At 71.6% G+C, this 21,870-nt stretch carries 16 protein-coding genes; 14 read left to right on the forward strand and 2 right to left on the reverse strand.

The genetic code is table 11. From position 1 onward, the window contains the following. Positions 1 to 45 precede the first annotated feature (45 nt). The 11 genes from OG510_RS01440 to OG510_RS01490 all read left to right on the forward strand — a co-directional run bounded on the left by OG510_RS01440 (position 46) and on the right by OG510_RS01490 (position 17,252). Positions 46 to 3,012, forward strand: a complete 2,967-nt coding sequence (locus OG510_RS01440; RefSeq protein ID WP_406134789.1) for a DEAD/DEAH box helicase — start codon at positions 46 to 48, stop codon at positions 3,010 to 3,012. Next, on the forward strand, positions 3,009 to 4,286 hold the full coding sequence (locus OG510_RS01445; protein ID WP_406134790.1) for an SWF or SNF family helicase: 1,278 nt from the start codon (positions 3,009 to 3,011) through the stop codon (positions 4,284 to 4,286). The genes OG510_RS01440 and OG510_RS01445 overlap by 4 nt, the downstream gene beginning before the upstream one ends. 145 nt (positions 4,287 to 4,431) lie before the next feature. After that, positions 4,432 to 5,877 carry a xylulokinase gene (gene xylB, locus OG510_RS01450; RefSeq protein WP_406134791.1) on the forward strand — a complete coding sequence of 482 codons (1,446 nt, stop codon included), beginning with the start codon at positions 4,432 to 4,434 and terminating at the stop codon, positions 5,875 to 5,877. A gap of 149 nt (positions 5,878 to 6,026) precedes the next feature. Continuing rightward, positions 6,027 to 7,628, forward strand: coding sequence for an APC family permease (locus OG510_RS01455; protein ID WP_406134792.1), 1,602 nt, complete (start codon positions 6,027 to 6,029; stop codon positions 7,626 to 7,628). Continuing rightward, entirely contained in the window at positions 7,625 to 8,641 is a 1,017-nt protein-coding gene (locus tag OG510_RS01460; RefSeq protein WP_406134793.1) for an acetamidase/formamidase family protein, read from the forward strand. Before OG510_RS01455 ends, OG510_RS01460 begins: the two co-directional genes overlap by 4 nt. A gap of 63 nt (positions 8,642 to 8,704) precedes the next feature. Beyond that, positions 8,705 to 9,301, forward strand: coding sequence for an N-acetylmuramoyl-L-alanine amidase (locus OG510_RS01465; protein WP_406134794.1), 597 nt, complete (start codon positions 8,705 to 8,707; stop codon positions 9,299 to 9,301). 79 nt (positions 9,302 to 9,380) lie between these two features. Next, positions 9,381 to 10,634 (forward strand): GAF domain-containing protein, encoded by a 1,254-nt coding sequence (locus OG510_RS01470; RefSeq protein WP_406134795.1) that lies wholly within the window; start codon positions 9,381 to 9,383, stop codon positions 10,632 to 10,634. Positions 10,635 to 10,851: 217 nt separating this feature from the next. Then, complete coding sequence (locus OG510_RS01475; protein WP_406134796.1) at positions 10,852 to 12,321, forward strand: aldehyde dehydrogenase family protein; 1,470 nt, start codon at positions 10,852 to 10,854, stop codon at positions 12,319 to 12,321. Then, positions 12,318 to 13,928, forward strand: a complete 1,611-nt coding sequence (locus tag OG510_RS01480; RefSeq protein ID WP_406134797.1) for an APC family permease — start codon at positions 12,318 to 12,320, stop codon at positions 13,926 to 13,928. Before OG510_RS01475 ends, OG510_RS01480 begins: the two co-directional genes overlap by 4 nt. A 68-nt stretch (positions 13,929 to 13,996) precedes the next feature. After that, positions 13,997 to 15,574, forward strand: coding sequence for a GMC family oxidoreductase (locus OG510_RS01485; RefSeq protein WP_406134798.1), 1,578 nt, complete (start codon positions 13,997 to 13,999; stop codon positions 15,572 to 15,574). Positions 15,575 to 15,728: 154 nt separating this feature from the next. Further along, complete coding sequence (locus tag OG510_RS01490; RefSeq protein WP_406134799.1) at positions 15,729 to 17,252, forward strand: aldehyde dehydrogenase family protein; 1,524 nt, start codon at positions 15,729 to 15,731, stop codon at positions 17,250 to 17,252. 112 nt (positions 17,253 to 17,364) lie between these two features. On the opposite strand, the gene OG510_RS01495 is transcribed toward OG510_RS01490, so the two are convergent. Continuing rightward, positions 17,365 to 18,432, reverse strand: a complete 1,068-nt coding sequence (locus OG510_RS01495; protein ID WP_406134800.1) for an amidohydrolase family protein — start codon at positions 18,430 to 18,432, stop codon at positions 17,365 to 17,367. A 66-nt stretch (positions 18,433 to 18,498) separates the two neighbouring features. Here OG510_RS01495 and OG510_RS01500 point away from each other — a divergent pair, with 66 nt between their 5' ends. Beyond that, positions 18,499 to 19,059 (forward strand): MarR family winged helix-turn-helix transcriptional regulator, encoded by a 561-nt coding sequence (locus OG510_RS01500; protein ID WP_406134801.1) that lies wholly within the window; start codon positions 18,499 to 18,501, stop codon positions 19,057 to 19,059. A gap of 46 nt (positions 19,060 to 19,105) precedes the next feature. Here the strand turns inward: OG510_RS01500 and OG510_RS01505 are convergent, their stop codons facing one another. Beyond that, complete coding sequence (locus OG510_RS01505) at positions 19,106 to 19,993, reverse strand: LysR substrate-binding domain-containing protein (protein WP_406134802.1); 888 nt, start codon at positions 19,991 to 19,993, stop codon at positions 19,106 to 19,108. 83 nt (positions 19,994 to 20,076) lie between these two features. Here OG510_RS01505 and OG510_RS01510 point away from each other — a divergent pair, with 83 nt between their 5' ends. Both OG510_RS01510 and OG510_RS01515 read left to right on the forward strand, forming a co-directional pair. Then, entirely contained in the window at positions 20,077 to 20,676 is a 600-nt protein-coding gene (locus OG510_RS01510; RefSeq protein WP_406134803.1) for a nuclear transport factor 2 family protein, read from the forward strand. A 6-nt stretch (positions 20,677 to 20,682) separates the two neighbouring features. Further along, complete coding sequence (locus OG510_RS01515) at positions 20,683 to 21,678, forward strand: amidohydrolase family protein (RefSeq protein ID WP_406134804.1); 996 nt, start codon at positions 20,683 to 20,685, stop codon at positions 21,676 to 21,678. Positions 21,679 to 21,870 lie beyond the last annotated feature (192 nt).

Raw genomic sequence — 21,870 nt, forward strand, 5'->3', positions numbered from 1 at the left:
GAGCAGGCCGCGCCGCACAGTGACGGCGTCACCGGCGGTCCTCTGATGAGGTACCCTCGGCGATCCCGGCCCACAGTAGTCAAATTTGAGGAATGCGCTATCGCTGTGCAAGGACTCCCCACGGCAACGCTCTCCGAGATCGCCCGACTCTCCCGCTGCTCCGCGGTCTTTCTGCCTGCGGATCCGGCACGTACCGGAAGGGTCGCCTTCTGGCACCCCGATGGCAGCGAGCCGCCCACGAGCCCCGGCTCCATCGAGGAGCTGCTCGTCGTCGGCGGCGACACACGCCCGCACTCCGTACAGGCGACTGTGCTGACCGTACAGGAAGCCCTGCCCGTCCTGAGCCGTGGCCGGGGCGCCGCACACGCGTCAGCGGCTGTCACTTTCTGGGGATCGGCCGCGTTGCTCGCTCTCCAACTCGCCGCCCGGGGGCGGCTGCTGCCGGGGATCACCCCCGCGGGCCACGAGGCATGGCGGGCGGGGCCGCTCGACGCCGCCGACCTGGTACGCGTACAGGAGCTCGCGGCGGCCATGCCGCCCACCGCGCACGCCGTGCCCCTGGACCCGGCGGCGGACCCCGTACAGCTGCCCGCGCAGGGCGAGTTGGTACGCGCGTTCCTGGACGCCGTGGCGGACGGCCTGCCGCGGACGCCCGCCGCGGCCTTCGCCGCGGGCGGTCCCGCGTTCGCCGCGGCCGAACCGATGGAACTTCCCGGACAGCGCGGCTGGGCCGCCGATGTCGCGGCAGGTCAGGACGCCGGTGTCCGCATCTCCCTGCGGGTGGACGTGTCAGGGCTGTCCGCCGCGGACACGGCGGCCGGTGACGGGCCGGCCTTCCGGGCCGTCCTGCAGATGCACGGGGTCAGTGACCCGTCCCTGACCGCCGACGCCGCGGACGTCTGGTCGGGCTCGGCGCCCGGCTTCGGGCCGCGGGCCCGGCTCGACGCCCTGCTCGCCCTGCGCAGGGCGGCCCGCGCCTGGGCGCCGCTCGCGCCCCTGCTGTCGGCCGCCGTTCCCGACGCGGTCGAGCTGGCCGACGAGGAGGTCGCCGAACTGCTCGGCGAAGCGTCGCGGGCGCTGTCCGCCGGAGGGGTACGGGTCCACTGGCCGCGGGAGTTCTCCCGTACGTTGACGGCGCGGGCCGTCATCGGCGCGGACGACGACGCTCCGGGGTCCGCGAGCGAGGCCGCCGGCTCGGCCGACTCCGCACGTGCGGCCGAGAAGCCCGTTTCGGACCTGCCGTCCGTACTGTCGGCCGACTCCCTGCTCGCCTTCAACTGGCGCTTCACGCTGGGTGATCAGCAGCTGGGCCATGCCGAGGTCGACCAGCTCGCCGAGGCGAGCAGACCGGCCGTGCGGCTCCGCGACCGGTGGGTGCTGATCGACCCGGAGGAGATCCGGCGCGCCCGCGAGGCCCGCGACGCACCGGGGCGCGCGATGGCCCCGATCGAGGCCCTGGGGGCGGCGCTCACCGGCACCACAGAGCTGGCCGGGCGGCAGGTGGAGGTCACCGCGACCGGCCCGCTGGCGCGCCTGCGCGACCACCTCGGCGACCCGGAGGGCACCGGGCAGCAGACCATCGGGCAGCCGGCCGGACTCGAAGCGGCCTTGCGCGACTACCAGTTGCGCGGGCTGAACTGGCTGCACCGGATGACCTCGCTCGGGCTCGGCGGCTGCCTCGCCGACGACATGGGACTCGGCAAGACCATCACTCTCATCGCCCTGCATCTGCACCGGCAGAGCGAGAAGGAGTCGGCGGGCCCCACCCTGGTGGTCTGCCCTGCCTCCCTGATGGGCAACTGGCAGCGGGAGATCGAGAAGTTCGCGCCCGGCACTCCCGTACGCCGCTTCCACGGGGCGGCACGGAGCCTGGAGCACCTGGCCGACGGGGAGTTCGTCCTCACCACCTACGGCACCATGCGGCTGGACGCCGGAAGGCTGGCCGGTGCCGCGTGGGGACTGGTCGTCGCCGACGAGGCCCAGCATGTGAAGAATCCGTACTCCGCCACCGCACGGCAGCTGCGGACCATCGGCACCCGCGCCCGCGTCGCGCTCACCGGCACCCCGGTGGAGAACAACCTGTCCGAGCTGTGGGCGATCCTCGACTGGACCACACCCGGACTGCTGGGCCGGCTGGGCGGCTTCCGGACGCGCTACGCCCAGGCCGTCGAGGGCGGAAAGGACCCGGCAGCCGCCGAGCGGCTCTCCCGGCTGGTCGCGCCGTTCCTGCTGCGCCGACGCAAGTCCGACCCGGGCATCGCGCCCGAGCTGCCGCCGAAGACGGAGACCGACCGCGCGGTGGCGCTCACCAGGGAACAGACAGGTCTGTACGAGGCCGTGGTACGCGAGACACTCGCGGAGATCGCCTCGGCCGACGGGATCACCCGCCGCGGTCTCGTGGTCAAACTGCTCACGGCGCTGAAGCAGATCTGCAACCACCCCGCGCAGTACCTCAAGGAGGAACAGCCCCTCGTCGAGGGGCGCTCGGGGAAGGTGGAGCTGCTGGACGAACTGCTCGACACGATCCTGGCCGAGGGTGCGGGCGTGCTCGTCTTCACCCAGTACGTGCAGATGGCCCGGCTCATCGAGCGGCATCTGGCGGCCCGCGGAGTGTCCACCCTGCTGTTGCACGGCGGGACGCCGGTCGCCCGGCGCCAGGACATGGTGGACCGGTTCCAGGCCGGTGAAGTGCCGGTGTTCCTGCTGTCGTTGAAGGCCGCAGGCACCGGCCTCAACCTCACCAGGGCCGGACATGTGGTGCACTTCGACCGCTGGTGGAACCCGGCCGTCGAGGCCCAGGCCACCGACCGCGCGTACCGGATCGGCCAGACCCAGCCGGTCCAGGTGCACCGGCTGATCGCCGAGGGGACCATCGAGGACCGGATCGCCGAGATGCTCGACCGCAAACGCGAACTGGCCGACGCGGTGCTCGGCGCGGGCGAGGCCGCGCTCACCGGGATGACGGACGCCGAACTGGCGGATCTGGTGGAACTGCGAGGGAGTGGACGATGAGCGGTACCGACACGCCGGAGCGCACCTTCGCGGCCCTGGCACCGTCCGCGGGCCGCGCTTTCGCCGGCACCTGGTGGGGCCACGCCTGGCTCAAGGCGCTGGAGGACACGGCTCTCGACGGACAGCAGCTGAAGAAGGGCCGCCGGTACGCCCGTCAGGGCGCCGTCGGCGCGGTGTCGGTGCGGCCGGGTCGCATCACCGCCGTCGTGCAGGACCCCGACTCCTCGCGGTACCGGGGTGATGTCCTGCTGCAGCAGCTGAGCGATCAGGAGTGGGACCGGTTCCTCGGCATGGCGGTCGAGAGCGCGGGGCACATCGCGGCGCTGCTCGACCGGGAGATGCCACCGCATCTGGTGGAGGACGCGGCCGCCGCCGGACTGGATCTGCTGCCGGGGCCGGGTGATCTGGAGCCGGAGTGTTCCTGCGATGCCTGGGACCACTGCCCGCACACGGCCGCGCTCTGCTATCAGGTGGCGCGCCTCCTCGACGAGGATCCGTTCGTGCTGCTGCTGATGCGCGGGCGGGGCGAACGGGAGCTGCTGGACGAGTTGCAGCGGCGCAGCGCGGGGCAGGCGGCCGGTCAGGAGAGCCCCGGGGCGCACGGAGAAGGCCGAGAGCCCGGGGGCGTACGGGCCGACGAGGCGTTCGCGGCCGTGGGCTCACTGCCGCCGCTGCCCGCGCCGCCGCCGCTCCCGGACGCACCGGGCCGGCCGCCGTCCCTCGACACGGAGACCGGTCCCGCGCCGGGTCTGGACCCGGGCGCACTGGAGTTCCTCGCGGCCGACGCGGCCCGCAGGGCGGCGGACCTGCTGGCCGAAGCGCTCGCCCCGGACCATGAACACAGCCCGCTGGAGGCGGAGTTGACGCCGGAGCAGGACGCCGTACGGCTGGCCGCCTCGGCCACGGACGTACGTATATCGGAGCGTCTCGCCGCGGGCTCGGGCCGGACGCGCGCTGAACTCGACCTCGCTGTCCTGGCCTGGCGCTGCGGCGGCGCGGCGGCGCTGTCCGTACTGGAGGAACGGTGGACGCCGGGACCGGAGGAGCTGGCGCGGGCACACGCCCAGCTCGACCGGGCGTGGGAGCGTGGGGCCGGTCCGCGGTTCGACGCGGCGGGCGATCTGTGGACCGTGGTGGGCAAGGGGGCCCAGCTGCGGTGCGGGCGGGACGGCCGCTGGTGGCCCTACCGCGAGGAGCGGGGCCACTGGGCTCCCGCAGGGCCCGGCGATCCGGATCCGGCGGCCGCGCTGGCGACGGTGACCGACGGCGAGTGACCAGGCAGCCCGCAGACGACGGCGTCTCCCGTTCCGGCGGAAGGCGCCGTCCCGCTACCTGTTTCGTCATGGTGCCTGACAAATTAGTATCCAGGGCGCCGCCGGAAAGCCGCCCGGCGCCCGGCCCTCAGAGCGGAGCAGACCGATGACAGCACCCGAAGGCCCTCTGGTCATCGGAGTGGACTCCTCCACCCAGTCGACCAAGGCGCTGGTCGTCGACTCCGCGACCGGCGATGTCGTCGCGCACGGCCAGGCCCCGCACACGGTCACCGGCAGCGACGGCGCCCGCGAGAGCGACCCCGAGCAGTGGTGGCTGGCCCTCACCGACGCGCTCCAGCAGTGCGGGCCGGCCGCCGGCCGCGCCGCCGCCATCTCGGTCGGCGGCCAGCAGCACGGGCTCGTCACACTGGACGCGGCCGGCCGGCCGGTGCGCCCGGCGATGCTGTGGAACGACGTACGCTCCGCACCGCAGAGCGAGCGCCTCATCGGGCAGTTGGGCGCGGACACCTGGGCCGAGCGCACCGGGGGCCTGCCCGGCCCCGCCATGACCGTCACCAAATGGGCCTGGCTGCTGGAGAACGAGCCGGACGCCGCCCGCGCCACCGCGGCGGTACGGCTGCCGCACGACTACCTCACGGAGCGGCTCACCGGCCGGGGCACGACCGACCGCGGCGACGCGTCCGGCACCGGCTGGTGGGCGACCAGGACCGAGGCGTACGACGAGGAGATCCTGCGGCTCGCCGGTCTCTCCCCCGAGTTGCTGCCGGAGGTCGCCGGCCCTTCGGACGCGGCGGGCACCGTGCGCGGCCTGCCCGGTCTGCCGCTCACCCCGGGCACCCTGGTGGCACCGGGCACCGGTGACAACGCCGCCGCGGCGCTCGGCCTAGGGCTGCGCCCCGGCCGGCCGGTACTCAGCCTCGGCACATCGGGCACGGTGTACGCGGTGTCGCGGCAGCGGCCCGTCGACCCCTCGGGCACGGTCTCCGGTTTCGCCGACGCGCGGGGCGACTGGCTGCCGCTCGCCTGCACCCTCAACTGCACCCTGGCCGTCGACCGGATCGCCGCACTGCTCCACCTCGACCGGGAGGCAGTCGACGCGGGCGGCGGTCCTGTGGTGCTGCCGTTCCTCGGCGGCGAGCGCACCCCTCATCTGCCGCACGCGGCAGGTCTGCTGTACGGGCTGCGCCACGACACGACCGGTGGACAGCTCCTCCAGGCCGCCTACGACGGAGCCGTCTACGCACTGCTCGCCGCCCTGGACCGGGTCCTGGACAAGGACGCCGACCCGAGCGCGCCCCTGCTGCTGATCGGCGGCGGGGCCCAGGGGACCGCCTGGCGGGAGACCGTACGGCGGCTGTCGGGGCGGCCCGTCCAAGTACCCGTGGCGAAGGAGCTGGTGGCGCTCGGCGCGGCGGCGCAGGCGGCAGGTCTGGTGCTCGGCGAGGACGCCACCGAGGTCGCCCGGCGCTGGGACACCGCCCGGGGCCCGCAGTACGCGCCGCTCCCCGTGGACGGGCCCGCCCTGCACCGGATCGGGGCCGCGCTCTCGGACGCGGGCCCGCTGCTGCGCGGGGACGAGCGCCGCGAGTGAGGCCCGGCACACCGGCCTTACCGGCCAACTCCCCGGCCCCGCGGGCGCTGTGGCCTCTTCCGTCCCTCCGGCGTCAGCCCGTACCGTATGCCGGGCGGGACTCGTGCCGGTCGGCTGACACCCGGCCGGCTGACACAGGGAGCCGGAGAATGCCGGGGGAATCGGGCCCAGGGCTGCGACGGGACGCCATCGGGCTGCGCGAAGTCCTCTTCCAGAGCATCACCGCCATGGCCCCGGCCGCGGCCGTCGCGGCGTCGATTCCCTCGGGCGCCGCCTTCGCGGGCGGCAGCCTGCCGCTGTCGGTGCTGGTGGCGCTGGTGGCCTGTCTGTTCACCGCTTCGTGCGTCGCCGAGCTGGCACGGCAGCTGCCCGCCGCGGGCTCGGTGGCGACGTACTCCGCGCAGGGTCTGCATCCGGCGGTCGGATTCCTGGTCGGCTGGGGGTATGTCTTCGTCGAGGCCCTAGTGCCCGCGCTGCTGCTGCTCCAGCTCGGCTTCACCACGGCCGGCACCCTGCACCAGGAGTGGGCCGCGTACCCGGCGGCGCTGTGGTGGCCGTGGTCCCTGGCCGGGGCCGTGGTCATCGCACTGGCCGGGTTCTACGGGGTCCGGGCGTCGGCCCGCCTGGGTACGGTCCTCGGCGTCTTCGAGGTGCTCGTCCTCCTGGTCTTCGCCGTCCTGCTGATCGTGCGGGCCGGGGACGCCAACACCCTTTCGGTGTTCGGCACTTCGCACACCGCCCACGGGTACACCGGGGTCGGCGGTGTCTTCGCCGGGTCCGTCTACACGGTGCTGGCCTTCTCCGGCTTCGAGGCGGCCGCGCCGCTCGCCGAGGAGACACGCGACCCGCGGCGCACCATGCGGCGCGCGGTGCTCGGCGCGGCGCTGGCGATCGGCCTGTTCTACGTCCTGACCACGTACGCGATGTCCGTGTACTTCGGCCCCGACCGGTTCGCCGGGTTCGGGGTCTCGGGAGCCTCATCGTGGGAGGGCGTGGCCCGCGCCTCGTTCGGGCTCTTCTGGGTGCTGCTCTTCCTCGCCGTCGTCAACTCGACCATCGCCAACGCCAACGCGTGCGCGAACGTGTCGACGCGGACGGCCTTCGCGCTCGGGCGTGCCGGGGTGTTCCCGCGCCCGTTCGCCCGGGTCCATCCGCGCCACCGCTCCCCCGTCACCGGGGTGGCCGCGCAGTTCGCCGTCGCGGTGGCCGCGGTGCTGGGGCTCGGTCTCGCGTACGGCCCCGAGACGGCTTTCGCTTTGCTGGCCACGGTCATCGTGACGGTGGTCATCGGCGTCTACATCGTCGTCAACCTGGCCTGCGCCGGGTACTTCCTGCGGCGCAGGCGCGACCTGTTCCGCCCGGTGCCCCATCTGCTCTTCCCGGTGCTGGGGATCGCCGCGTTCGTGCCGGCGCTCCTGACGGCGGCCGGGATCCCGGCCTTCGACTTCGTCTCCCGGCTCGCACCGCCCGTCTCGTACGCGGGACCGGTCGTCGGCGGCTGGATGCTGGCCGGGGCCGTGGTGCTGGCCGTGCTGGTGCGCCGCCACCCCGGGCGGCTCGCGGAGACCGGCCGTATCCATCTGGACGATCCCGCGCTCCCCTCCGAAGCCGCGGGCCCAGCCGGAGCCACCGGCCCCGCCAAGGTCACAGGCCCCTCCGGAGCCGCAGGCCCCGAAGTGACCGGCTCCGCTGCCGGGGAAGGCGTCACCACGGCCGGCACGACCGATGAGACAGGAGAGTTACCCGCATGACTGATCCGCGCATCCTCACAGTGCGTCCCCGCGAGGGTGAGTACGCCTGGACGTTCGGGGGTGCGGCGCCGGTGGCGCACATCGCGCCCGGCACCGTCCTCGACCTGTTCACCGAGGACTGTTTCGCGGGCCGGGTGCGCTCCGAGAAGGACCTGGTGTCCGAGGTCTGCGAGTTCCCCTTCCTCAACCCGCAGACCGGCCCCTTCCACATCGAGGGCGCCGAGCCCGGGGACACGGTGGCCGTGCACTTCGTGTCGGTCGAACCGGCCCGCGACCGGGCCGCGTCGACGACCGTCCCGCTGTTCGGCGCGCTGACCTCCACCCACACGACAGCCACCCTGCAGCCGCCGCTTCCCGAGGTCGTGTGGATGTGGGAGCTCGACCGGGAGCGGCGCACCTGTCTCTTCCGGGCGCGGGACAGCGACATCGAGATCGCCCTGCCGATGGATCCGATGCACGGCACGGTCGGGGTGGCCCCGGCCAATCTCGAGGTGCGCTCCGCGCTGGTGCCCGACGCGCACGGCGGGAACATGGACACCCCGGAGATGCGCGCGGGCGTCACCTGCTATCTGGGGGTGAACGTCGAGGGCGCGCTGCTCAGCCTCGGCGACGGGCACGCCAGGCAGGGCGAGGGCGAGACCTGCGGGGTGGCCGTGGAGTGCGCGATGAACACCGTCGTCGTGGTCGAGCTGCTGAAGGGCGTGGCGACCCCGTGGCCCCGCATGGAGTCGGACACGCATCTGATGTCGACCGGCTCCGCGCGCCCGCTGGAGGACGCCTTCCGGATCTCGCAGCTGGACCTGGTGCAGTGGCTGGCGCGCGACTACGGCCTGTCCGAACTGGACGCGTACCAGCTGCTCTCCCAGGCGGGGGAAGCCCCGCTCGGCAACGTCTGCGACACCAACTACACGTGCGTGGCGAAGATCCGCAAGGAATGGCTGCCCGCGGGAGAACCGCACCGCGGTCTGCACCGTCATCTCAGGGAGACCGCCGCGATACTCCCGCGGCCCTGACCGCCCCGCCCGGACCTCCACCGCACACGGACGTACCCACTCCCCCCACCCCAGGAGACACAGATGGAACGCAACGCATCGGGCCCCAGCCGCAGACGGCTCCTGCAGAGCGCGGCGCTCGTGGCCACGGCGGGCGTCCTGCTGCCCGCGACGCAGGCGGACGCGGACAGCGCCACCGACTACCCCACCGCGCACTGGCACCCCGCGTCGACCGCCAACTACACGGCGTCCAACCGCCCGTCGGCGTACACGATCGACCGGGTGGTCATCCACGTCACCCAGGAGACCTTCCCCAACACCCTGGCCATCTTCCAGGATCCGGCGAAGGCGGTCACCGCCCACTACGTGGTGCGCTCCGCCGACGGGTACATCGCCCAGTGCGTCCGGGAGCACGACATCGCCTGGCACGCCGGGAACTGGGACTACAACACCCGCAGTATCGGCATCGAGCACGAGGGCTGGGTGGACAAGCCCGAGTACTTCACCGACGCGCTGTACGAGAAGTCGGCGGCGCTCACCGCGTCCGTCTGCGACCGGTACGGCATCCCCAAGGACCGCACCCACATCATCGGCCATGTCGAAGTCCCGGGCACCGACCACACGGATCCCGGCCCCCACTGGGACTGGGTGCGCTACCTGCGGCTGGTCAACTCCGCCTGACGGGACGCTTGCCCGGCGGCGCCACCGGGGCGACGATGGGCTGTGTCCCGCGTCCGGTGCACCGAGCCGGGGAGGCGAGTTGACCGACACATGGGTGGCTCTGCAGGCGGGGGCCGATCCCGCGCAGCGCCGCAGGGCGCTGCGCGGAGCGTACGAGTCGTTCGCGGCGGCGGGGCGTGTCGAGCGTCCGGTGCGTGCCGTGGTGGCGGAGTCCTGGCGGCGCTCGGCCCGCGCCCGGGTCAGCCGTGAGGGCACGGCGGACGTCGAGCTGTCCGACGACGGGCTCGCCGCGCACCGGGACAGCCATCCGCTGGCCAAGGTGATGCCGCTGTTCCGCGAGCTGATGGGCGCGTACGCGATGGACGGCGAGCATCTGCTCGCGGTGTGCGACGCCCAGGGGCGGCTGCTCTGGGTCGAGGGGCACGCGACCTCCCGCAGACAGGCGGGCCTGATGAACTTCGTGCCGGGGGCCCGCTGGGCCGAGGCGGCGACGGGGACCAACGCGCCCGGCACCGCCATCGCCGTCGACCGTCCCGTCCAGGTCTTCGCTGCCGAGCACTTCCAGCGGCCGGTGCACCCGTGGACCTGTGCCGCTGCGCCGGTCCACGACCCGGGCACCGGGCGGCTGCTGGGCGCCGTGGACATCACCGGCGGCGACCGGCTCGCCCATCCGCACAGCCTGGCCTTCGTCGGCGCGGTCGCGCGGGCCGCCGAGTCGCAGCTCGCGCTGCTCGCACCGCCGCCCGCCGCCGGGTCCGTCCGGCTGTCGGTGCTCGGTCGGGACGCGGCACTGCTCGTGGCGGACGGCCGCAAGTACGCGCTGAGCCGGCGGCACAGTGAGATCCTCACGCTGCTCGCCCAGCGCCCGGAGGGCGTCACCGGGGACGAGCTGCTGATCGAGCTGTACGAGGACGAGACGGTCACCCCGGTCACCCTGCGCGCCGAGCTGTCCCGGCTGCGCGGGCTGCTCGGCCCCGAGCTGCTGCGGTCGCGCCCCTACCGGCTGGCGGCCCCGGTCGAGACGGACTTCGACGGCGTGGTGCGTCTGCTGGCGTCCGGGGCGGTGACCTCGGCGATGAACGCGTACGCGGGTCCGCTGCTGCCCGGCTCCCGGGCGCCCGCCGTGGTGCGGCTGCGCCGCCGTCTCGCGGACCAGCTGCGGGACGCGCTGATCGCACGCGGGGACCCGGGGCTGCTCGCTGACTGGGCGTACAGCCCCTGGGGCGATGACGACCTGCCCGTCTGGCGGGCGCTGGCCACGGCGCTGCCCGCCAGGCAGCGGGCGTCCGCCGTGTCGCGGGTGCGGGAGCTGGACTCCTGGCTGCGTTCCTGACGGGCGGCCGGCTGCGTTCCTGAGGGACCGCGGGCCTGCGGCTTCCCCCGGCTGCCACTCCCGCACTGCGCGGACGCCGAAGGCTCCTTAGTGTCGGCTGGTAGAGCACTGTTCGCCGGTAGAACGCTGCCGGCCGGCCGGTACGGCACGGCACGGCCATCGGCGCCCGCATGGAGTGTCCTCGCGCAAGCCGGACGCCCGAACCCGAGGAGTCCGCATGCCTGAGCTGTTCATCGGCGGGACCTGGACGGCCGCCGCTGACGGGGGTCTCCGGGAGATCCGCTGCCCCGCGGACGGCACCCTGGTGGCGACCGTCGACGAGGGCGGCCCGCAGGACGCGTCGGCGGCGGTCGCCGCGGCCCGTGAGGCGTTCGACCGCGGTCCGTGGCCCGCCACCCCGGCCGCCGAGCGCGGTGCGCTGCTGCTGCGGGTCGCCGCCCTGCTCGAACGCGACCAGGACGCGCTCGCCCGCGCCGAGTCCCTGGACACGGGGAAGCGACTCGTGGAGAGCGAGTACGACATGGCGGACATCGCCAACTGCTTCCGCTACTTCGGCAATCTGGTGGCGTCCGGCGGCACCGACCGCATCGTCGACACCGGGGACCCCGGCATCGACAGCAGGATCGTGCACGAACCGGTCGGGGTGTGCGCGCTCATCACCCCGTGGAACTACCCGCTGCTGCAGACGGCGTGGAAGGTCGCGCCGGCGCTCGGGGCGGGCAACACATTCGTACTGAAACCGAGCGAACTGACCCCGCACACCGCCGTCTTCCTGATGCGGCTGCTGACCGAGGCCGGGCTGCCGGACGGGGCCGCGAATCTCGTCCTGGGCACCGGACCCGCGGTCGGCGCGCCCCTCAGCGAGGACCCGCGGGTCGACATGGTGTCGTTCACCGGCGGGCTGGTCACCGGGCGCCGCATCATGGCCGCCGCCGCCCCCACGGTGAAGAAGGTCGCCCTGGAACTGGGCGGCAAGAACCCCAACATCGTCTTCGCCGACGCCGAGTACGAGAGCGCCGTCGACTACGCCCTGACCGCCGTGTTCCTCCACTCGGGACAGGTCTGCTCGGCCGGGGCGCGGCTGCTCGTCCAGGACGAGCTGCACGACCGGTTCGTCGACGACGTGGTGGCCGGGGCGCGGGCCATCCGGCTGGGCGGGCCCTTCGACGAGAACGCGCGTACCGGTCCGCTGATCTCGGCCGCCCACCGAGAGAAGGTGGAGGCGTACGTGGCGGCGGGTATCGCCGACGGCGCGGTGCTCCGCTGCGGGGGCGCACGGCCCGACGACCCGGCGCTCGACGACGGCTTCTACTATCTGCCGACGGTGCTGGACGAGTGCACCCCGGAGATGTCCGTGGTGCGTGACGAGTCGTTCGGCCCGGTCCTGACGGTCGAGCGGTTCCGCGACGAGGACGAAGCGGTCGCCCTCGCCAACGACACGGTCTACGGGCTGTCCGGCGGGGTCTGGTCGCAGGACGTCGGCCTGGCGCACCGGGTGGCGTCCAGGCTGCGGGCGGGCACCGTATGGATCAATGACTTCCAGCCGTACGTGCCGCAGGCCGAGTGGGGCGGGATGAAGCAGTCCGGCTTCGGGCGCGAGCTGGGCCCCGCGGGGCTGGCGGAGTACCAGGAGGCCAAGCATGTGTGGCGCAACCTGTCACCGCGTCCGCTGAGGTGGTTCGAGTGAGCCGGAACGGCTCGGGCGGCTCGGGGGTCCCGGGCGGTTCCGGTGGGGACGGCGCCGGGCCGGAGCCCGGAGGCGCGGCCCGTACGCAGAGCCAGGACGACGACGACTCGCTCTCCGCGTTCGGCTACAAACCCGAACTCAAGCGCACCCTCGGCAACTTCCATACCTTCGCCGCCGGGATCAGCTACATCTCGATCCTCACCGGTACCTTCCAGCTCTTCTACTTCGGTGTCACCTTCGGCGGACCCGCCTACTGGTGGTCCTGGCCGATGGTCTTCATCGGCCAGCTGATGGTGGCCCTCTGCTTCTGCGAACTGGCCGCCCGGTATCCGGTGGCGGGCTCCGTCTACAACTGGGCGAAGAAGCTCGGCGGTCCGCATGTCGGCTGGCTCGGCGGCTGGATGATGCTCACCGCCACGATGGTGTCGCTGGCCGCCGTGGCGCTCGCGTACCAGATCACGCTGCCGCAGATCTCGTCGACGTTCCAGTTCATCGGGGACGGCACCGGCAAGACCGACGCGGCGGAGAACGCCGTCCTGCTGGGCAGCGTACTGATCCTCTTCACCACCCTGGTGAACGCCTTCGGGGTCAAGCTGATGGCCAGGATCAACTCAGCGGGCGTCATGGTCGAGCTGATCGCGGCCGTCGTGCTGATCATCCTGCTGGCCGCGCACATCACCCGGGGCCCGGCCGCGATCACGCAGACCCACGGCATCGGAGCGGGACAGACCCTGGGCTACTTCCGCGCGTTCCTGACCGCTTCGCTCGCCTCCGCGTATGTGATGTACGGCTTCGACACGGCGTCCTCGCTCGGTGAGGAGAGCGTGGACCCCAGCAGGAACGCCCCGCGGGCGATTCTGCGGGCGCTGTTCTTCTCGTTCCTGCTCGGCGGGCTCATCCTGCTGTTCGCGCTGCTGGCCGTGCCCGATCTGGGCTCGAAGAAACTGGCCGCCGACGGACTGCAGTACGTGGTGCTCTCCACGCTCGGCTCGACGATCGGCCAGATCGTGCTGTGGTGCGTGGTCATCGCCATCACGGTCTGCGAGCTCGCGGTGCACGCGGCGGGCATCAGGCTGGCCTTCGCGATGGCCCGGGACAACTGTCTGCCGGCCTCCTCGCTGCTCGCCCGGGTCAGTCCCCGGTTCAAGACACCGGTCCTGCCCGCGATCATCATCGGGCTCGTCGGCATCGTGATCCTGGTGATCAACATCAATCAGCCGCAGATCTTCTCCGTCATCACCAGCATCGCGATCATCATGATCTACGTGGCGTATCTGCTGGTCACCACACCGATGCTGATCCGGCGGCTGCGCGGCACCTGGGAGCCGGCCGAAGGGCGCTTCACGCTCGGCCGGCTCGGGCTGCCCATCAACATCCTCGCGGTGCTGTGGGGCTTCGCCATGTCGCTCAACCTCGCCTGGCCGCGCAGCAAGGTCTACAACGCGACGGGCCCGCACCACTGGTATCTGCAGTGGGGCGCCTTCCTCTTCATCGGGATCGTCGGCGGCGGCGGGTTCGCGTACTACTGGTTCGTCCAGCGCAAGAAGACCGGTGTCCTGGACGCGCACCGGGCCGTCCTGGACGAGCCGCAGCCGCCGGCTGTATGAACCACCGCACCCCGAGCGGTTCTCCCGTCTCCTCCCCTCCCCCGCCGAACCCCTGATCTGGAGCAGCGATGTCCGAGCAAACGTCCCAGCGCGCCGACGGCCGCGGCACGTACGACTACGTAGTGGTGGGCGGCGGTACCGCGGGCGCGGTCGTCGCGGCCCGGCTCAGCGAGGACCCCGCCGTCACCGTCTGTGTGCTGGAGGCCGGTCCGTCCGACGCGGGCGACGACAATGTGCTGCGGCTCGACCGCTGGATGGCCCTGCTGGAGTCCGGTTACGACTGGGACTACCCGGTGGAGCCGCAGGAGAACGGCAACAGCTTCATGCGGCATGCCAGGGCCAAAGTGCTGGGCGGCTGCTCGTCGCACAACTCCTGCATCGCCTTCTGGGCACCGGCCGAGGACCTCGACGAGTGGGGCGCGCTGGGCTGTACGGGGTGGAGCGCGGCGGACTGCTACCCGCTCTACAAACGGCTGGAGAGCAATGACGCGCCCGGGGACCACCACGGCCGCTCGGGTCCCGTGACCATCCGTACCGTGCCGCCGGCCGACCCGTGCGGTACGGCGCTGCTGGACGCGTGCGCGGAGGCCGGTATCCCCCGCACGCCCTTCAACACGGGGACGACGGTGGTGCGCGGTGCGCACTGGTTCCAGATCAACGCCCGTGCGGACGGCACACGTTCGTCGGCTTCGGTGTCCTATCTGCACCCGGTGCTCGCGGACCGGCCGAATCTGGAGATCCGCACCGGGCTGCAGGCCAAGCGGCTGATCTTCGACGCGGACGAACGGTGCACCGGCGTGGAGTATCTGGAGCCGGACACCGTTCACAGCGGCTCGGTGACCGCCCGCCGCGAGGTGATCGTCAGCTGCGGCGCCATCGACTCGCCGAAGCTGCTGATGCTGTCGGGCATCGGACCGGCCGGGCACCTGCGTGACAGCGGGATCGGTGTACGGGTGGACTCCCCCGGTGTCGGCTCCCATCTGCAGGACCACCCGGAGGGCGTGATCATGTGGGAGGCGAAGCAGCCCATGGTCACGTCGTCCACGCAGTGGTGGGAGATCGGGATCTTCTCCGACACGGAGCCGGGCCTCGACCGGCCCGACCTGATGTTCCACTACGGCTCGGTGCCCTTCGACATGAACACCTACCGGCGCGGCTATCCCACGACGGACAACGCGTTCTGTCTCACGCCGAACGTCACCCGGGCCCGCTCTATGGGCACGGTCCGGCTGCGTACCCGCGACTTCCGCGACAAGCCCCGGGTCGACCCGCGCTACTTCACCGACGACCACGACATCCGGGTGATGACCTACGGGCTGCGGCTCGCGCGGAAGATCGTCTCCCAGCCCGCGATGGCCGCGTGGGCGGGAACGGAACTGGCTCCTGGACCGAGCGCACACTCCGACGAGGAGCTGTTCTCGTACATCCGCGAGACCCACAACACCGTGTACCACCCGGCGGGGACAGTACGGATGGGTGCGGCCGGGGATCCGGAATCGCCGCTCGATCCACAGCTGCGGGTGAAGGGCGTCACCGGGCTGCGGGTCGCCGACGCGTCGGTCATGCCGTTCCTGCCGACGGTCAACCCCTGCATCACCACGATGATGATCGGCGAGAAGTGCGCCGACATGATCAAGGCGGGCTGAACGGGGGCCGGCTGACCGGGGGCGGCTGACCGGCGTCAGCGGCGGCCCGGGGCGGGCCCGTCGTCGCGCAACGTGGTTGCAACGTCGTGGTTCCTACTCTCGGCAGCGAGCGCCGGCCGACGGCGGGCGGCGCGGATTCCGGGAGGCCACTGACATGACCCGTTACGCAGCGCCGGGTACCGAGGGCGCGATCGTCTCGTACGAGTCGCGCTACGACCACTGGATCGGCGGGGAGTCCGTCCCGCCCGCCCGCGGGCAGTACTTCGAGAACCCGAGCCCGGTGAACGGCAGGCCGTTCACCGAGATCGCCCGCGGCACCGCCGAGGACGTGGAACGCGCCCTGGACGCCGCTCACGCCGCGGCCCCCGGCTGGGGCCGTACCCCGGCAGGAGAGAGGGCCACGGTCCTCAACCGGATCGCCGACCGGATGGAGGCGCACCTGGAGGAGCTGGCGGTCGCCGAGAGCTGGGAGAACGGCAAGCCGGTGCGCGAGACGCTGGCCGCCGACATCCCGCTCGCCATCGACCACTTCCGCTACTTCGCGGGCGCGCTGCGGGCCCAGGAGGGAACGCTCAGCGAACTCGACGACGACACCGTCGCGTACCACTTCCATGAGCCGCTCGGTGTGGTCGGCCAGATCATCCCGTGGAACTTCCCGATCCTGATGGCGACTTGGAAGCTCGCGCCGGCTCTCGCCGCCGGGAACGCGGTGGTCCTCAAGCCGGCCGAACAGACCCCGGCCTCCATCCACTTCTGGATGAGCCTGGTCGCCGATCTGCTGCCGGCCGGTGTGGTCAACATCGTCAACGGCTTCGGCTCGGAGGCGGGCAAGCCGCTGGCGTCCAGTCCGCGGGTCGCGAAGATCGCGTTCACCGGCGAGACCACGACCGGGCGGCTGATCATGCAGTACGCGTCGGAGAACATCAAGCCGGTCACGCTCGAACTGGGCGGCAAGTCACCGAACATCTTCTTCGACGACGTGTGGTCGGCGGACGACGACTTCCGCGACAAGGCGCTCGAGGGCTTCACGATGTTCGCGCTCAACCAGGGTGAGGTGTGCACCTGTCCTTCGCGCGCGCTGATCCAGCGCGGTCACTACAGCGAGTTCCTGGAGGCGGGCATCGCGCGCACCCGGCAGATCCAGCCGGGGCACCCGCTGGACACGGACACGATGATCGGCGCGCAGGCGTCCAACGACCAGCTGCAGAAGATCCTTTCGTATCTGGACATCGGACAGCAGGAGGGGGCGAAGATCCTCACCGGCGGCCGGCGGATCGAGTACGACGGTGAACTGGCGGGCGGCTACTACGTACAGCCGACGATCTTCGAGGGCGACAACCGGATGCGGGTGTTCCAGGAGGAGATCTTCGGCCCGGTCGTCGCCGTCACGTCCTTCTCCGACTTCGACGACGCGATCAGCACGGCCAACGACACGCTGTACGGCCTCGGCGCCGGCGTGTGGACCCGGGACATGAACACCGCCTACCGCGCGGGCCGCGCCATCCAGGCGGGCCGCGTCTGGACGAACTGCTACCACGCCTACCCGGCGCACGCGGCGTTCGGCGGCTACAAGCAGTCCGGGATCGGGCGGGAGAACCACCGGATGATGCTGGACCACTACCAGCAGACGAAGAACCTGCTGGTGTCGTACTCGCCGAAGAAGCTGGGCTTCTTCTAGACGCACAAGGAAAGGGCGCATGGCCTCGCGCCCTCGCCCAGCCGGCTCGCGCGAGTTTCGACGGAAGGCCCCTGGTCAAGCGGTGTTCAGCCACTCGGGCAGGGTGCCCCGCTCATCGCACCCGCTTCCCGGCGATCCAGATGCCGTCGATCTTGCGGGTCGCGCTGACGTCGGTGGTCGGGTCTCCGTCGACGAGGAGGAGGTCCGCGCGTCGGCCCGGCTCGATCGTCCCGCGGTCGTCGAGGGCGAACGTCTTCGCGGTCAGTGTCGTGGCGCCGCGGAGTGCTTCGACGGGGGTGAGTCCGGCGTCGACCATGAGCCCCAGTTCGTCGTGCATGGATTCGCCGTGCCTGGGCGCGAACGGGACGCCGGGCACGGAGTTCGCGTCGGTGCCGACCAGGAGCCGGATTCCGGCCTCGTGGAACTTGGTGACCGTGTCGCGGGCGTGCTCGTACGTGGCCCCTGCCCCGGCCCGGACGGTGGCGATGCCCCGCATCATCGTCAGCGTGGGCGAGGAGACCGTCCCGGCGTCCCGCATGCGCTGAACGGTGTCGTCGTCGAGGACCGCGTCCAGGGGTGCGTGCGTGCTGATGTCGACACCGGCCTCGACCGCGACACGGAACGCGCCGGTGGTGACCGAGTGCGCCACGACGAGGAGATCGTGCTCGTGCGCCGCCTCGACGATCGCATTCACGGTCTTCTGGTCCATCCCCTGCGGGGGGGCGGCCTCGGTGACGACCTTGATGTAGTCGGCGCCGTCGGCGATGCGGCGCTCGACAAATGCGTGCGCCTCCCGCGGGGTCGTGACGATGCCGTCAGCAGGGAATCCAGGCATCTTGGCGTGATTGCCGCCGGGACCGACCGCGGGGGTCGTCGCGCTGAGGATCTGCGCCACGCCTGCCTGTGCGCGCATCTCGGTCACGAACGGGAGCGGCCAGGCCGCCATGTCCAGGCCGGTGGTGACACCCCACCGGGCCAGGTTCGCCAGATCGTCCCGCCCGAGGGTGTGCATGTGCGAGTCGATCAGCCCCGGCAGCAGCACCTTGCCCGCGCCGTCGACCACCACATCAGCGGTTCCATCGGCGACGATCCGCGTCTCCTCAATGCATACGCGCTGCGGCTCCGTGAGTCCGTCGCCGGTGAATACACGGACGCCGTCGATCGCGGTAACAGTCGTCATCGTGATCCCTCTCCATATAGTTGTCCCGAAAGCTATCAGAAAAACTATTGTGGGTACGATGAGGTCATGGTTGCCCACAGCACGAACGATCCCGGTGACGAGCAGCTGGCACTGACGTTCTCCCAGCACGTCGTGCGGCTACAGGGCCTGCTCGCGCAGTCGATCGCGCCGACCCTGACGGCACAGGGACTCACACCTGCGGAACTCGACGTGCTCGGAGCGCTGCGCCAGGCCGGCAGTCCCTACCAACTACGGCCCACAGAGCTCTCGGCCCGGCTGCTGCTGACCACCGGCGGACTGAGCAACGTCCTGCGCCGGCTCGATACCCGCGGCCTCGTCTCCCGCGTTCCCGACCCCGTGGACAGGCGGAGTCACAACGTCCGGCTGACACCCGCGGGGGTCTCCACCGCTCTGGACACGACCTCCGCGGTGACCACGGCGCTCCACCGCACCCTCTCCGCAGTGCCGTCCACCACGCTGCTCGACGCCTTGCACCAGCTGCAATCAGTCCTCGGCGCCGTTGGTGACACTCCGCCGGCCACGCCCACCGTGCGGCACGTCCCAGACGCTCGCGAACTCACATCCCGTACCGCCGCAGAGGCGAGGGGCCACGAGGGTGCCCTATAGCGCCGTTACACCGGCGGTGACCGTGCGTCGTACCTGCAGCTTCCGGTCAGGACTGCGTGAGCCGACCGGCCCGATCCCAGGAGCGAACGAACGCGCGGACCGGACCGCCGAGTTCGTCGGGCCGACTGAGCGTCACCACCTCTACGTCGGCCTCCATGTCGCGCAGGGGCCGGTAGACGATGTCCGGCAGTCCCACGCGTTCCGTGGCGGCCGGGACGACGGCCACGCCGACACCGGCCGAGGCCAGCACGAGCGCGCCGAGGGTGCCCGTCACCCGGTGGACGCGCGCCCTCTGCTCTGCCCCCAGCCGGTCGAGCACGCTGTCGTCGTCCTCGTCGGCCGCGTACACGACGAGGTTCTCGCCCTCCAGGTCGGCGGGGGCGACAGAGGCGGCGGAAGCCAGTGAGTGATCGTGGCGTACGGCGATCGACAAGGTCGTGCGCACCCCTCGCCCCACCACGAGATCACCCACGTCACCCAGCCCGTTGTCGGGGCTGTATCCGATGTCGAGCGTGCCGTCGCGCAGGCCCTGCACCTGTGCGGCGGGCGGCAGTTCGGTCACGTGCAGTTCCACACGCGGGTGTGCCCTGTGGAAGTGGTGCAGGTCCGCAGCCAGGGTGCCTGCCAGCACGGCGATTCCGGAGAACCCGATCCGTACCACGCCGGTCTCCCCTCTGACCGACTGCCGGGCGACGTCCAGGGCGCGGTCGGCCTGCGCCAGCGTGCGTCGCGCCTCGACGAGCAGCAACTCCCCCGCCTCCGTCAGTTCGACCCGACGGCTGGTGCGGACGAAGACCGGGCCTCCCACCTCGCGCTCCAGCGCCTTCACCTGGGTGCTCAGCGTCGACTGAGTGACGTGCAGCCGCGCGGCCGCACGTCCGAAGTGGCACTCCTCGGCGACAGCCACGAAATAGCGCAGGTGACGAAGTTCCACACGCGACCTCCGATCGTTTACAGCGAACAATAGATCAGATCTATCAATTGGATCTATCGATGCCGCGGCCGGAGACTGTGGATATGCCTACAACACCAACACTGCAGGACCGTCAGGACATCACCGACCTCATGGTCGGCTGGATCCATCGCGACCTGGGAGAGTGGGACCGGTTGCGGGACCTCTTCCACCCGGGCGCCCGGATCGAGATCACCTGGTTCGAGGGCGCGGCTTCGGACTTCGTCGACGCGTCCGCGCGCATGGCCACCACCGATCTGCGGACCAAGCACCTCGTCACAGCTCCCCGCGTGACCTTCTCGGCCGACGGCACGCGGGCGGTCAGCGAGACCAACGCGGTCATCGTCGCCGAGAACAGCAGCATCGGCCTGGGCTGCAACGGCCACAACCGTTTCATCGACCGGATCGAGCGCCGGGACGGCGTCTGGCGGATCGTCGACCGCAAGAGCGTGTACGACTTCGCCACGTTCACCTTCCCCGCCGGCATCACGGAGATCGACGCCGAGGTGGTGGCCAAGTACCCGCGCGAGTACGGCGCGCTGGCCTACGTACTCGACAGGAGCGGGTTCCCCGTCGGGCGCACCTTCGCGACCAAGGGCAGCGAACTGGAACGCGACATCAAGGAGCCGGCCTTCGCCTGGCTCGACGAAGAAGCCGGAGCGTGACGCGACATGAAGCTGATCACCATCGAGGAACACACGCTCGACACCGCGGTGGCGCGGGCCTCGGCCGGGCGCACGACGGAAGTGAGCCCACACTTCGGAACGGCGTACTCGCCGGCCAGCGGGCTCCCCTACTGCCCCACACCCGAGGAGCTGGAAGACCTCGACACCGGGCGCATCGCCGACATGGACGCGCACGGCATCGACATGCAAGTGCTGTCCAACCTCACCACGCAGTTCCTGCCCGCCGACGTGGCGCCCGAGCTGGTGCGGGCAGTCAACGACCGGCTGGCGGCGGCCTGCACACGCCACCCCGACCGCTTCGCCGCCTTCGCCTCGCTGCCCACGTCCGCCCCGGACCAGGCCCCTGCCGAACTCAAGCGCGCCGTCGAGGAACTCGGCCACGTCGGCACGCTCATCCACGGCCGTACGGACGACGAGTTCCTGTCGGCCGAGCGCTTCGACCCCATCCTGCGGGCATCCGCCGAACTGAGGGTCCCGGTCTATCTCCACCCGGCCCCGCCCACCCGGAGCACCAGCGCGGTCAACTACGAGGCCGGCCTCGATCCCGTGGTCGCCACGCGGTTCGCCACCGCCGGATGGGGATGGCACAACGAGTCGGGCATCCACTTCCTCCACCTCGTACTCAGCGGAGCGCTGGACCGTTACCCGGACCTGCAGTTCATCCTCGGGCACTGGGGCGAGATGGTCCCCTGGTTCCTGGACCGCCTCGACGAGGCACTTCCCCAGCGGGCGACGGGACTCGACCGAACCATCGGCGACTACGTACGCCAGAACGTCTACTACACACCCAGCGGCATGTTCACCACACCGCACCTGCGCTTCTGCACCGACGTCCTGGGCACCGACCGAATGATCTACTCCGTCGACTACCCCTTCGTCGGCAACGCGGGCGCCCGCAGCTTCCTGGAGAACTGCGACCTGCCGGCTGACGCCAAGCTCGACATCGCCCACCGCAACGCCGAGCGGCTGCTCGGCCTTTGATCCGCCGACGCCGGCTGTACCCCCGTCCTCATACGTCGCACGACGGAGCGCTGCGGGACCGGACCTCGCACGCGTCACTCGCCTTGTTGTTCTCGGGGTCGGGGGAACGCTGTGCTGTCACCGGTCCCGCTCCCTCTCCGCGCCCCAAGCCTGCCCTCCCGAGAGCCACAGCTACCGCCGTTTTCGGCGGTC

It is taken from the genome of Streptomyces sp. NBC_01089 (assembly GCF_045162975.1).
Taxonomy (GTDB): domain Bacteria; phylum Actinomycetota; class Actinomycetes; order Streptomycetales; family Streptomycetaceae; genus Streptomyces.

Bases quoted from the DNA above. Each gene is read 5' to 3' on its own strand.
- OG510_RS01440 (WP_406134789.1), top strand. From the start codon at position 46: ATGAGGTACCCTCGGCGATCCCGGCCCACAGTAGTCAAATTTGAGGAA.
- OG510_RS01445 (WP_406134790.1), top strand. From the start codon at position 3,009: ATGAGCGGTACCGACACGCCGGAGCGCACCTTCGCGGCCCTGGCACCG.
- xylB (WP_406134791.1), top strand. From the start codon at position 4,432: ATGACAGCACCCGAAGGCCCTCTGGTCATCGGAGTGGACTCCTCCACC.
- OG510_RS01455 (WP_406134792.1), top strand. From the start codon at position 6,027: ATGCCGGGGGAATCGGGCCCAGGGCTGCGACGGGACGCCATCGGGCTG.
- OG510_RS01460 (WP_406134793.1), top strand. From the start codon at position 7,625: ATGACTGATCCGCGCATCCTCACAGTGCGTCCCCGCGAGGGTGAGTAC.
- OG510_RS01465 (WP_406134794.1), top strand. From the start codon at position 8,705: ATGGAACGCAACGCATCGGGCCCCAGCCGCAGACGGCTCCTGCAGAGC.
- OG510_RS01475 (WP_406134796.1), top strand. From the start codon at position 10,852: ATGCCTGAGCTGTTCATCGGCGGGACCTGGACGGCCGCCGCTGACGGG.
- OG510_RS01485 (WP_406134798.1), top strand. From the start codon at position 13,997: ATGTCCGAGCAAACGTCCCAGCGCGCCGACGGCCGCGGCACGTACGAC.
- OG510_RS01490 (WP_406134799.1), top strand. From the start codon at position 15,729: ATGACCCGTTACGCAGCGCCGGGTACCGAGGGCGCGATCGTCTCGTAC.
- OG510_RS01495 (WP_406134800.1), bottom strand. From the start codon at position 18,432: ATGACGACTGTTACCGCGATCGACGGCGTCCGTGTATTCACCGGCGAC.
- OG510_RS01500 (WP_406134801.1), top strand. From the start codon at position 18,499: ATGGTTGCCCACAGCACGAACGATCCCGGTGACGAGCAGCTGGCACTG.
- OG510_RS01510 (WP_406134803.1), top strand. From the start codon at position 20,077: ATGCCTACAACACCAACACTGCAGGACCGTCAGGACATCACCGACCTC.
- OG510_RS01515 (WP_406134804.1), top strand. From the start codon at position 20,683: ATGAAGCTGATCACCATCGAGGAACACACGCTCGACACCGCGGTGGCG.